Genomic DNA, 11,888 nt, shown 5'->3' with positions numbered 1-11,888 from the left:
TGGATGGCTGTGCTGGAGACGGGTGTTGAGCGGGGCGAGAGGGTGGAGGCGGGTGGGCGGCGGCGGGAGTGGTGGCTCGGGGTGGGGCTGGTCGTGGGGCTTGTGGTGTTGGTGCCGGTGGCCGCCGGGACCGGGGCCTATCCGATTCCGCTCGGGGATGTGCTGGGGTCCGTGGGGCATCGGGTGGGGCTCTGGGGCGGGGAGTTGGATCGGGTCGCCGAATCCGTGCTGTGGAACGTGCGGTTTCCCCGGATCGTGCTGGCGTTGCTCGTGGGGGCGTCTTTGGGGTGTGCGGGGGCGCTGATGCAGGGGGTGTTCGGGAATCCGCTGGCCGAGCCCGGGGTGATCGGGATTTCTTCCGGGGCCGCGGTGGGGGCGGTCGCGGCGATTTCCCTGGGCGTGGGGTTTCTGGGGACCTGGACTGTTCCCGCGTTCGCGTTCGCGGGCGGGTTGGGGACCGCGTTGCTGGTTTACGCGTTGTCCCGGAGCGAGGGGAAGGCCGAGGTGGTCACCCTCATCCTCACCGGGATCGCCGTCAACGCGTTCGGCGGGGCCCTTATCGGGCTGTTCCTGTTCTTCGCGGACACCGCCGCCGTGAACCAGATCGTGTTCTGGCAACTCGGTTCCCTGTCGCAAGCGACCTGGCCCAAGGTGTTGGCCGTACTGCCGTGCACCGTCGCCGGACTCGCCCTCGCGCCCCTCTACTCCCGGCGCCTCGACCTCCTCTCCCTCGGGGAACGGCCCGCCCGGCATCTCGGCGTCGATGTGGAGCGGCTCCGGGTCGTACTGATTCTGGTGATCGCGCTGCTCACGGCCGCGGCGGTCAGTGTCTCCGGGATCATCGGGTTCGTGGGGTTGGTGATTCCCCACTTGCTGCGGATGGCCGCGGGGCCGGGTCACCGCTTCCTGGTACCGGCGAGCGCGTTGCTGGGGGCGTTCATCCTGCTGGCAGCCGATCTGGCGTCCCGCACGATGGCCGCGCCCGCCGAGTTGCCGTTGGGGGTGCTCACGGGGTTGCTGGGGAGCCCGTTCTTCTTCTGGCTGCTGCATCGGACGCGCAAGCGGCAAGGGGGGTGGGTTTAAGGGTTGCGTTGCCGGGTGCGGGTTCGATGTGGCTGGTCGCGCAGTTCCCCGCGCCCCTAAAAGACACACAGCGCCCCGGCATCAAAAACCCACCGCCCCTCGCCCTCGCAGGCCCCCCGCACGCCGTGACCCGGTCGCAACCCCGCCCCACCCCCCAACACCCCCCTGCACCGGGTAAATGCAAAAAACCCACCACCCACCCCACCCTTCCAAGGACCCCCATGAAACTCCTCCGCCCCCACCCCAGCCCCCCTCCCCCTCCCACCCCCGGCGACACCCTCGCCGAAGCTCACGACCTCCACCTGTCCCTGGGCCCTCACCCCATCCTCCACGGCATAACCCTCCCCGTCCGAGCCGGCGAAGTACTCGCCCTCGTCGGCCCGAACGGCGCCGGAAAGTCCACCCTCCTAGCAGCCCTCGCAGCCGACCTCCCCGCCACAAAGGGCGCCGTACACATCCACGGCCGCCCGGCACAGGACTGGACACCCCCCGAACTGGCCCTGAGACGCGCGGTGTTGCCACAAGCGGCGACCGTGTCGTTCCCGTTCCCGGTCGAGGAGGTCGTACGGATGGGAAGGGCCCCGCACAGCACGTCCCCCGAGGAGGACGAGGCGATCATCGGAGAGGCGATGGCGGCAACGGAGGTGACACCCTTCGCGACCCGCCCCTTCTCCGCCCTCAGCGGCGGCGAACGGGCAAGAGTCGCCTTGGCCCGGGTCTTGGCCCAGCAGGCACCCCTGCTCCTCCTCGACGAACCGACCGCAGCCCTGGACCTCAAGCACCAGGAACTGGTCCTGCGGATCTGCCGGGACAGGGCCGCACAGGGCGACGCGGTGGTGACAGTCCTGCACGACCTCGGCCTGGCAGCGGCGTACGCGCACAGAGTCGCCGTCCTGCACAACGGCGAGATCGCGGCGGAAGGCCCTCCGACGGAGATCTTCACCGACGCCCTCCTCTCGAAGGTCTACGACCACCCGATCGAGGTCCTCCCCCACCCCAGGACCGACACCCTCCTCGTCAGCCCCCGCAGAGACACCCCAACCCTTTGAATTTCCTTTGACGCCGACATTACGTCCGCTTTAGGTACTCGCAACCTCCCCGTACCCGTACGCCATTTTTGAGAGGTGAATCACTGCACGTAGGGGTATGCCCCAGGTAAGCCTGAGCTAAGTTAGGCGAGCCTCACCGAACCCTGTGAGCCCCGTCACGCACGTTTTCAGCCACTCGGGAGACCCCGTATGCGCCCCGCCAGACTCACCGTCGCCACCGCAGCCGCGACCCTCGCGGCGATCACCGCCGTCACGGGCTGCACGGAGAAGAGCAAGGCGGAGGACGGCGACCACGTCATCAGGGTGACGGCGACGGACGAGAAGTGCGAGACGTCGAAGAAGTCGGTGGCGGCGGGACACGTCGAACTGGCCGTGGAGAACAAGGGCTCGAAGGTCACGGAGGTGTACCTGCTGTTCCCGGACGACAGGATCGTCTCGGAGCGGGAGAACATCGGCGCGGGGACGAAGCAGCGGCTGACGGCGGAGGTGAAGGCCGGCGACTACCAGATCGCGTGCAAGCCGGGCATGAAGGGCAAGGGCATCCGCCAGCCCCTCTCGGTGACCGGCAAGTCGGCCACGAAGCGCGACCCCCGCCTGGACAAGGCGGTGGCCGAATACCGCGAGTACGCGCAGGAGCAGGCGGACGCGACGCTCCCGAAGGTGAAGGTCTTCACGGACGCGATCCAGGCGGGCGACCTCGCGGCGGCCCAGGCCGCGTACGCCCCGTCCCGCATCGGCTGGGAGCGCACGGAGCCGGTCGCGGAGTCGTTCGGCGACATCGACCCGCTGGTCGACACCCGCGCGGACGGCCTGGACCCCGGCCAGAAGTGGACGGGCTGGCACCGCCTGGAGAAGTCCCTGTGGCAGGACAGGAAGATCGGCGCCGAGGAGAAGGCGCTCGCGGCGCAGCTCGTCAAGGACCTCACGGACTGGCGGAAGCGGGTCGGCACCGCCGAGATCACCCCGACGTCGATGGCCAACGGCGCCAAGGAACTCCTGGACGAGGTCGCCACCGGAAAGGTCACCGGCGAGGAGGACCGCTACTCGCACACGGACCTCGTCGACTTCAAGGCGAACGTCGAGGGCGCCCAGGAGGCGTTCACGCTGCTGCGGCCGATCGCCCAGCAGAACGACCCCGCTCTGGTCACCGAGTTGGACAAGCAGTTCGCCGCGCTGGACGCGCTCCTCGACAAGTACCGTGCGGACAAGGCGTCCTACGACTTCGTGTCCTACGACAAGGTGACCGAGGCGCAGCGCAAGGAGCTGTCGGACGCGGTGAACGCGCTCGCGGAACCGCTGTCCAAGCTCGCCGCGGCCGTGGTCAAGTAAGGGATACGGCGATGACTGAATCCCCTTCGCGGCGCGCCCTGTTGGGGTGGGGCGGCGCCGGGCTCGCGCTCGGTGCGGTGGCGGCCGGCACCGCCGTGGCGGTCACCGGTGACACGGGATCCGGTGACCCCTCCACGGCTGTCGAGTTCCACGGCGAGCACCAGGCCGGTATCGCGACCGCCGTACAGGACCGTCTGCACTTCGCGGCGTTCGATGTGACGACGGGCGAACGGGCCGAGTTCGTCCGGCTGTTGAAGGACTGGACGGACGCGGCGCGGAAGATGACCGCCGGGAAGCCGGTCGGGGAGGGGGCGTTCGGGGGGCTCGCGGAGGCTCCGCCGGACGACACCGGGGAGGCGCTGGGGCTGAAGCCGTCGCGGTTGACGCTGACGATCGGGTTCGGGCCGTCGTTGTTCGCGAAGTTCGGGCTCGGCGGGCAGCGGCCCGAGGCGTTGGTCGAGTTGCCTCAATTCCCGGGCGAGGCGCTGGACTTGGCGCGGTCGAACGGGGATCTGTGTGTGCAGGCGTGTGCCGATGATCCGCAAGTTGCCGTGCACGCCATCCGCAACCTCGCGCGGATCGGGTTCGGGAAAGTCGTCGTGCGGTGGTCCCAACTCGGGTTCGGGAAGACCTCGTCGACGACTCCGGACGCGCAAACCCCCCGGAATCTCATGGGGTTCAAGGACGGCACCCGCAACATCGCGGCGACCGAGACGGACCGGCTGGAGAAGTTCGTGTGGGTGTCCGAGAAGGACGGGCCGGCGTGGATGGCCGGCGGGTCGTATCTCGTGGCCCGGCGGATCCGGATGCACATCGAGACCTGGGACCGGACTTCCTTGCAGGAGCAGGAGGATGTGTTCGGCCGGGACAAGGGCGAGGGCGCTCCGGTCGGCAAGGCGAAGGAGCACGACGCGCCGTTCCTGAAGGCGATGAAGCCGGACGCGCATGTGCGGCTCGCGCACCCCGACTCCAACGGCGGGTCGACGATCCTGCGCCGGGGCTACTCGTTCACCGACGGGACCGACGGACTCGGGCGCCTGGACGCGGGGTTGTTCTTCCTCGCCTACCAGCGCGATGTGCGGGACGGATTCATCAAGATCCAGCGGCACTTGGGGACCGACGCGCTCAACGAGTACATCCAGCACGTGGGTTCGGGGGTGTTCGCCGTGCCGCCGGGGGTCCGGGACGCGGACGACTGGTGGGGGCGCGCCCTGTTCGAGGCGAAGGGGAAGTGACCGGTGTTCTCCAACTACTTGATCGGGCTGCGGGAAGGGCTTGAGGCCAGTCTCGTCGTCTGCATCCTCATCGCGTACCTCGTCAAGACGGGCCGCAGGGACGCGCTGAAGCCGATCTGGCTGGGCGTCGGGACGGCCGTCGTGATCGCGCTCGCCTTCGGGTGCGCGCTTGAATTCGGGTCGCAGGAGCTGACGTTCGAGGCGCAGGAGGCGCTCGGCGGGTCGCTGTCGGTCGTGTCGGTCGGGCTGGTGACGTGGATGGTGTTCTGGATGCGGCGCACCGCGCGGCATCTGAAGGCCGAGCTGCACGGCAGGCTGGACGCCGCGCTCGCGATGGGCACGGGCGCGCTGGTGGCGACCGCGTTCCTGGCCGTCGGCCGGGAGGGCCTGGAGACGGCCCTGTTCATCTGGACGTCCGTGCACGCCGCCGGGGACGGGACGCCAAGGCCCTTGATCGGGGCGGGACTTGGGCTCGCCACCGCCGTACTGCTGGGCTGGTTGTTCTACCGGGGTGCGCTGCGGATCAATCTCGCCAAGTTCTTCACGTGGACCGGGGGGATGCTGGTCGTCGTCGCGGCGGGCGTACTCGCCTACGGGTTCCACGACTTGCAGGAGGCGGGTTGGCTGCCCGGCCTCAACAAGCTGGCGTTCGACATCAGTGACACGATCGAGCCGGACAGCTGGTACGGGACGCTGCTGAAGGGCGTGTTCAACTTCCAGCCGGACCCGACCGTGCTCCAGGTCACGGTGTGGCTCCTGTACCTGGTCCCGACGCTCGCTCTCTTCCTCGCCCCGGTAGGGTTCGCCTCCGGGAAGAGGAAGGTGAAGTCACCTGATGATCAGGCTGCGCAGGCGTGACCGGAACGCGCTCATAGCGGTCGTACTGACCGGTGTGTCCCTCACGGCCAGTGGTTGTGTGGTGATCCACGGGGAGCGCGAGGTCGTCCCGACCACCACCCCGGCCGAAGCCGCCAAGGCGGTCCAGGAGTTCACGGCGGCCTACAACAAGGCCGACAAGGCGTACGACAGTTCGCTGGACGCCGACTACACGACCGGCCCCCTCGGCGTCATCGACGCGGCGCGGCTGAAGGCCGGGAAGATCACCGACCCCGGCGGCAACCCCAACCACCAGCCGCTGGCCCTCTCCGACGTGCAGGTCACGATCCCGAAGAAGGCGGGCTGGCCGCGCTGGTTCGTCGCCGACTCGCAGGCCAACCGGGGCGGGGCGGCGCGCTGGCTCATGGTGTTCACGCGCAACGACGTCGCCGAGCCGTGGCAGGCCGCGTTCCTCACGCTGGTCGCGCCGGGCAAGCTGCCCGCGCTCAAGCGGGACGCGCAGGGGTACGCCGAGGAGGTGCCCGCCGCCTCGCCCGAACTCGCCGTGTCCACCGACAAGTTGAGCGCCGCGTACGCCGACTATCTGCGGACCGGGCAGGGCGCGTTCGCCGACGGGGCGTACACGAGCGTGCTGCGCGCGAACCGGGACAAGGCCACCCGGCCGGGGCTCGCGACGCAGTACATCGACGAGCCGCTGAACGACAGCGACTACCGCCCGGTCGCGCTGCGCACCGCCGACGGGGGCGCCCTCGTCTTCTTCTCCGGGCACAACTACACGAAGCAGACGGCTGCCGCCGGGACCGCCGTACCCACCCCGAACGCGAGCGTGAAGGCGCTGACGACCGGCGAGATCAAGCAGTCCCTGACGATGGAGTTCGTGTCGAACGCGGTCGCCGTGGACCCGATGAAGGGCGTCGGGGACGGGAAGGTGGCGCTGCTGAGCCGGGTGGAGGGGCTGACCGGCGCGAAGGGGGAGTGACCCCTTCAGTACCTCTCAGGTACTACCCGGGTACCCCTCAGGTCCGCAACGGCCAGGAACCGGTTGCCGCGTCTTCTCCGTCGTCCGTCTCCGCATACCTCGCGCACGCGTCCGTCAGGACTTCCAGCAGGCTCAGCGGGTCCGGTAGCGCGTACTCGGGGCCTCGTACCCAGTGCACGGACCGCCCGTCGTCGCCCGGCAGCCGCGCGGGCGGGACCAGGACGTAGGAGCCCCGGCAGTGCCAGCGCAGCCCGGGGTGTTCGTCCATCGTCTCGGGGTGGCAGTCGAGTTCGCAGGGCCACCACTCGTCCTCGTCGTCGGGCGTGCCCCGGGTGAGGGTGAAGAAGAGGACGCGGCCGTCGTCGGACTCGGCGACCGGGCCGACGTCGATACCCGCCGCGAGGAGCCGGTCGAGGGCGGCGCGGCCGGCCTGCCGGGGGACGTCGAGGACGTCGTGGGTGGTGCCGGTCGCGGTGATGAAATTGGCCTGCGGCTGGTGGCGTACCCAGCGTTCGACCTGGGCGCGGTCGGTGGTGGACTGGGTCTGCCAGGCGAAGGAGACGGGGTGGCGGGCCGGGGTGGGGCAGCCGACGCGGTCGCAGGAGCAGCGGTAGCCGGGGGCCGGGTGGGCGGCGGGCGCGAGCGGCAGGCCCGCTCCGGCGGCGGCCAGCAGGAGGGCTTCGCGCTCCCCGTCGGCGTCGGTGCCGGGGGCGCCGCCACGCAGCCACTGGGTGAGTCTGACCCTCAGGCCGGTCCGGCCGATCGCCTCCGCGCTCATCTGTCCCCTCGCGTCGCTGTGGTGGGCACAGCATGCCTCATGGTCCCGCCGGGTGCGGAACCGGGGTGCCTTGTCGGGACATAAGCACCACCCGGGGACAGAGGGCGCTCAGCGGGCCGCGATGCCGTACAGCGCGTACTCGACGATCGTGTCGGTGTAGGCGTACGACAGCTCTCCCGTGCGCTGGAGCCAGCGTTGCGCGAGGGGGGCGACGAAGAGTTCGAGGGCGATCCGGGGGTCGACCGCCGGCCTCAACTGGCCCGCGTCGGCGGCGGATCGCAGCCTCTCGACGTACAACTCGAAATTCGGTTCCAGCAACTTGGCTACGACGGCCCGGCCGAGTTTCTCGTCGATGAGGCCCTCCGCGCTGAGCGCTCGCGCGGGGCCGTCGAAGCGGGGGTCCATGAGGTTGTCGATGGTCGCGCGCAGGACGAGTTTCAGGTCGGCGGCGAGGTCGCCGGTGTCCGGGATGCCCGGGGCGGCCTCGGCGCCCGCCTGCTGCTCGCCTAGGTCGAGGAACGCCTCCAGGAGGACGTCCGCCTTCGACCCCCACCACCGGTAGATGGTCTGCTTCCCGACGCCGGCGCGGGCGGCGATGCCCTCGATCGTCGTTTTTGTGTAACCGGTTTCCGCAACGAGGCTCAGGGCAGCCGCGTAGATGGCGCGCCGGGAGGTCTCGCTGCGCCGGCTGGCGTCGGGTGTTCTGCTGGGCATGCGCTCAGGTTAGGCGGCCTCGCCGGGGTACCGGACGCCGATCTGTTCGCGGGCCGCGTCCAGGGTGCGCATCACGGCGAGGGTGCCGTCGAGGGGGACCAGCGGGGACTGGGTCTCGCCCGCGCGGATCGCCCGCATGACCTCGCGGGCCTCGTGGCGGAAGCTCGCCGCCGGGCCCTCGGCGGGGTCGTGGGCGAACTCCTCGGGGTCGCGGCCGACGCGGTGCAGGACGAAGCGGTCGGCGTGGAAGAAGCCGGACGGGATGTCGATGCGGCCCTTGGTGCCGGTGATGGACGCGGCGACGGACGTACCGCCGTCGAGGGAGCAGTGCAGCGCGGCGAGCGCGCCGGAGTCCCAGGACAGGGCCAGCGCCGTCTGGAGGTCGACGCCCTCCGGGGAGAGGACGGCGCGCGCGGAGACGCCGGAGGGCTCGCCGAGGAAGAGGTGCGCGAGGGAGACCGGGTAGACGCCGAGGTCGAGGAGGGCGCCGCCGCCCTGGGCGGGGTCGCGCAGCCGGTGCGCGGGCGAGGAGGGGCCGACGAAGCCGAAGTCGGCCTGGACGGTGCGGACTTCGCCGATCGTCCCGTCGTCGACGACCTGCTTGATACGGCGGATGACCGGGTTGCAGTACATCCACATCGCCTCCATCAGGAAGCGGTCGTTGTCGCGGGCGAGGGCGATCAGCTGCTCGGCCTCGCACACGTTCAGCGTGAACGGTTTCTCGCACAGGACGTGCCGCCCGGCCTCCAGGCAGAGCCCGGCGGCGGCGCGGTGCGCCGAGTGCGGGGTGGCGACGTACACGACGTCGATGTCGTCGTCGGCGGCGAGCGACGCCCAGTCGCCGTACGCGCGCGGGATGCCGAACCTTTCAGCAAACGCTTGCGCACCTGTTTCCGTGCGGGAGCCGACCGCGACGACCTCCGCGTCCGGCAGGTCGATCAGGTCCGCCGTGAAGGCGGCGGCTATCCCGCCGGTCGCCAGGATTCCCCACCGCACGCTGTCCGCCGCCGTCATCTCGTCCACGCTTCCGTTTTATGTCGCGCTGTCCCACAGTGCGAACATCACGTTCGAGCATTCCGTACGAGCTGAGAGCATAGGTGGCGGACCGGGAGAAGAGGGAGGGGCACATGCCCGAAGGTGGGGCACCGATATCGCAGGCGACGCGGGCTGCCGCGTCGCCGACCCTGGTCGGCCGCCGCCGTACGGGGCTGCTGGTCACGCTGCTGCTCGGCGGGCTGACCGCCACTCCCCCGCTGTCGATGGACATGTACCTCCCGGCGCTCCCGGAGGTCACCGACTCGCTGCACGCGCCGGCGGCGACCGTGCAGCTCACGCTGACCGCGTGCCTCGCGGGCATGGCGCTGGGCCAGCTCGTCGTGGGGCCGATGAGCGACCGGTGGGGGCGGCGGCGTCCGCTGCTCGCCGGGCTCGTCGTGTATGTGGTAGCAACCGCTCTCTGCGCTGTTGCTCCGAATGTCGAGACGCTGGTCGCCTTCCGGCTCGTCCAGGGGCTCGCGGGGGCCGCCGGGATCGTCATCGCACGGGCGGTGACACGTGACCTGTACGACGGTGACGCGATGGCGCGGTTCTTCTCCACGCTGATGCTGATCTCCGGGATCGCGCCGATCGTCGCGCCGCTGATCGGCGGGCAGATCCTCCAGTTCACCGACTGGCGGGGCGTGTTCGTCGTCCTCATCGGGGTCGGTGTGCTGCTCACCGCGCTGGTGTGGGCGCGGCTGCCGGAGACGCTGGAGCCCGCCGACCGGCACGAGGGCGGGGTCGGTGAGGCGCTGCGCTCGATGCGGGGACTTCTTGCTGATACCGCTTTCTCCGGTTACATGCTGACCGGCGGGTTCGCGTTCGCCGCGCTGTTCGCGTACATCTCCGCGTCGCCGTTCGTCGTCCAGGAGATCTACGGGGCCTCCCCGCAGACGTACAGCCTGCTCTTCGGGATCAACTCCGTGGGGCTCATGGCCGTCGGGCAGTTCAACGGGAAGGTGCTGGTCGGGCGGGTGCGGCTGGACCGGGCGCTGCTCGTGGGGCTGCTGGTGATCGCCGGCGCGTCCGTCGCGCTGCTGCTGATGACGTCCGGGGTGTTCGGGTCGGTGGGGCTCGTGCCGGTGGCCGTCGCGCTCTTCGTCCTCATGTCCGCGATGGGGCTGGCCCTGCCGAACGCGCAGACGCTGGCGCTGCTGCGGACGAAGCACTCCGCCGGGTCGGCGTCCGCGCTGCTGGGGACGTCGTCGTTCCTGGTCGGGGCCGTCGCCTCGCCGCTGGTGGGGGTCGCCGGGGAGCACACCGCCGTGCCGATGGCCGTCGTCCAGGTGGTCGCGTCCGTGGTGGCGCTCGGGTGTTTCGTGGCAATGTGCCGTCCGGGGAAGGGACGCGTCGACGCCGAGGGAGCTGACAGCTGAGCGCACCGAGACTCCGTCCGGGCACGGCCGCGCGGGCCTGCCTGGACGCCGGGGAGTTGAGCCTGCTGCGGGACGAGGTCCATGCGCTGACCGCGGGGCCGCATCCGTGGGCGGCGGGGGTGGTGGTGTACGCCGGGCGGGGGCCGGTGATCGCCCTGCGGGAGGCTGTGGGGTGGGCAGTGCGGTTCGGGGGCTACGAGGGGGGCGGGGGCGTCGGTGAGGGGGGTGGCGTCGGTCAAGGGGGTGGCGTCGGTCAGGGGGGTGGCGTCGGTCAAGGGGGTGTCGTCGGTCAGGGGGGTGGCGTCGGTCAGGGGGGTGGCGGGGTCGCTCGGGGCGGCGACGTCTCGGGCCGCGAGGTCGAGTTACCGGTGGCCGAGCGGGTGCCCATGGCGCTGGACACGCCCTTCGATCTCGCGTCCCTCACCAAGCTGTTCACCTCTGTCGCCGCTGTGCAGCAGATCGAGCGGGGGCGGCTCGGGATCGATGCCCTGGTGAGCGCGTACCTTCCCGAGTTCGGCGGCTTGCGGCGGTACGGGACGACGGTGCGGCAACTGCTCACCCATACGTCGGGACTACGCCCCGAACTCCCTCTGTACGCGTACGCCGATGACGCCGAGCGGCTGGCGGCGCTGCGCGCGGAGGAGCCGGTGAGCGAGCCCGGCACTCACATCTACTCCGACCTCAACATGCTGGTGCTGCAACAGGTGCTGGAGCGGATCACCGGGCGGACCCTCGACGTGCTGATCCACGAAGGGATCACCCGGCCGCTGGGGATGGCCGCGACGGACTTCGGGCCGTGTCCGGGGGCCGCGGCGACCGAGGATCAGCGGCGTCCTTGGGCGAAGGTGGACCGGGGGATGCTGCGGGGGGAGGTGCACGACGAGAACGCGTGGGCGCTGGGCGGGGTGGCCGGTCATGCCGGGTTGTTCTCTACGGGGCATGACCTCGCCGTGTTCTGCCGGACGCTGCTGAACGGGGGGTCGTACGGGACGGCGCGGATCCTCGGCGCGGACTTCGTGGACCTGCTGTTGGACCGGCCGGGGTTGGGGTTCGCGGTCGATCAGGCGTGGTTCATGGGGGAGTTGGCGGGGCGGGGGGCGGCGGGGCATACGGGGTTCACGGGGACGTCGCTGGTGGTGGACCGGGTCACGGACACGTTTCTGGTGCTGCTGGCGAACACGGTGCATCCGCGGCGGAGGCAGGGCGGGAGCGGGCCGAGGGCTCGGGCGGGGACGAGGCTGGCGCGGGCGGTGCGGGGGTTCTGAGGGGGCTGGGGGCTGGGGGCTGAGGGCCGGCTTGGGGTCGGCCGCCCGGTGGGGGCGCGGGAGGTTCGGGGGTGGGGTCGGGGGGCCGGGGGGGGGGGGGGCCCCCCCCCGCCCGGCTACCGCTCGACGCCGAGCGCCAGCGTGCGGACGGCCGCCGCGGCGACCGGTTCCGCCTTCGCCGTCTGCGAGTCGGCGGTAAGTCATG

Annotated in this window: 11 protein-coding genes; 8 read left to right on the top strand and 3 right to left on the bottom strand. The window is 70.8% G+C overall.

Annotation, left to right across the window (positions count from 1 at the left end; all coding sequences use genetic code 11):
- Positions 1-3 precede the first annotated feature (3 nt).
- From PV682_RS06365 to PV682_RS06340, 6 genes are all read left to right on the top strand, one after another.
- A complete protein-coding gene (locus PV682_RS06365; protein ID WP_319724907.1) occupies positions 4-1,083 on the top strand; it encodes a FecCD family ABC transporter permease in 1,080 nt (359 codons plus the stop codon).
- 221 nt (positions 1,084-1,304) lie between these two features.
- The gene (locus PV682_RS06360; protein ID WP_319724905.1) at positions 1,305-2,132 is read left to right on the top strand and encodes a heme ABC transporter ATP-binding protein; all 828 of its coding nucleotides are present in this window, start codon (positions 1,305-1,307) and stop codon (positions 2,130-2,132) included.
- 189 nt (positions 2,133-2,321) lie between these two features.
- Positions 2,322-3,461, top strand: a complete 1,140-nt coding sequence (gene efeO / locus PV682_RS06355) for an iron uptake system protein EfeO (protein WP_319724904.1) — start codon at positions 2,322-2,324, stop codon at positions 3,459-3,461.
- 11 nt (positions 3,462-3,472) lie between these two features.
- Positions 3,473-4,696 (top strand): iron uptake transporter deferrochelatase/peroxidase subunit, encoded by a 1,224-nt coding sequence (efeB, locus tag PV682_RS06350; protein ID WP_319724903.1) that lies wholly within the window; start codon positions 3,473-3,475, stop codon positions 4,694-4,696.
- Between the two features lie 3 nt (positions 4,697-4,699).
- Positions 4,700-5,554 carry an iron uptake transporter permease EfeU gene (gene efeU / locus PV682_RS06345; RefSeq protein WP_055721561.1) on the top strand — a complete coding sequence of 285 codons (855 nt, stop codon included), beginning with the start codon at positions 4,700-4,702 and terminating at the stop codon, positions 5,552-5,554.
- A complete protein-coding gene (locus tag PV682_RS06340) occupies positions 5,532-6,512 on the top strand; it encodes a hypothetical protein (protein ID WP_319724900.1) in 981 nt (326 codons plus the stop codon). The genes efeU and PV682_RS06340 overlap by 23 nt, the downstream gene beginning before the upstream one ends.
- A 37-nt stretch (positions 6,513-6,549) precedes the next feature.
- Here the strand turns inward: PV682_RS06340 and PV682_RS06335 are convergent, their stop codons facing one another.
- The 3 genes from PV682_RS06335 to PV682_RS06325 form a co-directional block, all read right to left on the bottom strand.
- Positions 6,550-7,290, bottom strand: a complete 741-nt coding sequence (locus PV682_RS06335) for a bifunctional DNA primase/polymerase (RefSeq protein ID WP_319724898.1) — start codon at positions 7,288-7,290, stop codon at positions 6,550-6,552.
- 108 nt (positions 7,291-7,398) lie between these two features.
- The gene (locus PV682_RS06330; protein ID WP_319724896.1) at positions 7,399-8,004 is read right to left on the bottom strand and encodes a TetR/AcrR family transcriptional regulator; all 606 of its coding nucleotides are present in this window, start codon (positions 8,002-8,004) and stop codon (positions 7,399-7,401) included.
- A 9-nt stretch (positions 8,005-8,013) separates the two neighbouring features.
- Positions 8,014-9,018 (bottom strand): Gfo/Idh/MocA family protein, encoded by a 1,005-nt coding sequence (locus PV682_RS06325; RefSeq protein WP_319725597.1) that lies wholly within the window; start codon positions 9,016-9,018, stop codon positions 8,014-8,016.
- 113 nt (positions 9,019-9,131) lie between these two features.
- Here PV682_RS06325 and PV682_RS06320 point away from each other — a divergent pair, with 113 nt between their 5' ends.
- The gene (locus tag PV682_RS06320; RefSeq protein WP_319724894.1) at positions 9,132-10,418 is read left to right on the top strand and encodes a multidrug effflux MFS transporter; all 1,287 of its coding nucleotides are present in this window, start codon (positions 9,132-9,134) and stop codon (positions 10,416-10,418) included.
- Positions 10,419-10,480: 62 nt separating this feature from the next.
- Positions 10,481-11,683: a serine hydrolase domain-containing protein gene (locus PV682_RS06315; protein ID WP_319725594.1), complete on the top strand. Its 1,203-nt coding sequence runs from the start codon at positions 10,481-10,483 to the stop codon at positions 11,681-11,683.
- Positions 11,684-11,888: the final 205 nt, after the last annotated feature.

Origin of the sequence: Streptomyces niveiscabiei (assembly GCF_033794345.1) — a bacterium.
Lineage (GTDB): Bacteria > Actinomycetota > Actinomycetes > Streptomycetales > Streptomycetaceae > Streptomyces > Streptomyces niveiscabiei.
This window is presented reverse-complemented; position numbering and strand designations above follow the sequence as displayed.

Excerpts from the sequence above, each read along its gene's own strand:
- PV682_RS06360 (WP_319724905.1), top strand. The coding sequence starts at position 1,305 with ATGAAACTCCTCCGCCCCCACCCCAGCCCCCCTCCCCCTCCCACCCCC.
- PV682_RS06335 (WP_319724898.1), bottom strand. The coding sequence starts at position 7,290 with ATGAGCGCGGAGGCGATCGGCCGGACCGGCCTGAGGGTCAGACTCACC.
- PV682_RS06340 (WP_319724900.1), top strand. The coding sequence starts at position 5,532 with ATGATCAGGCTGCGCAGGCGTGACCGGAACGCGCTCATAGCGGTCGTA.
- PV682_RS06330 (WP_319724896.1), bottom strand. The coding sequence starts at position 8,004 with ATGCCCAGCAGAACACCCGACGCCAGCCGGCGCAGCGAGACCTCCCGG.
- efeO (WP_319724904.1), top strand. The coding sequence starts at position 2,322 with ATGCGCCCCGCCAGACTCACCGTCGCCACCGCAGCCGCGACCCTCGCG.
- PV682_RS06320 (WP_319724894.1), top strand. The coding sequence starts at position 9,132 with ATGCCCGAAGGTGGGGCACCGATATCGCAGGCGACGCGGGCTGCCGCG.
- PV682_RS06365 (WP_319724907.1), top strand. The coding sequence starts at position 4 with ATGGCTGTGCTGGAGACGGGTGTTGAGCGGGGCGAGAGGGTGGAGGCG.
- PV682_RS06325 (WP_319725597.1), bottom strand. The coding sequence starts at position 9,018 with ATGACGGCGGCGGACAGCGTGCGGTGGGGAATCCTGGCGACCGGCGGG.
- efeB (WP_319724903.1), top strand. The coding sequence starts at position 3,473 with ATGACTGAATCCCCTTCGCGGCGCGCCCTGTTGGGGTGGGGCGGCGCC.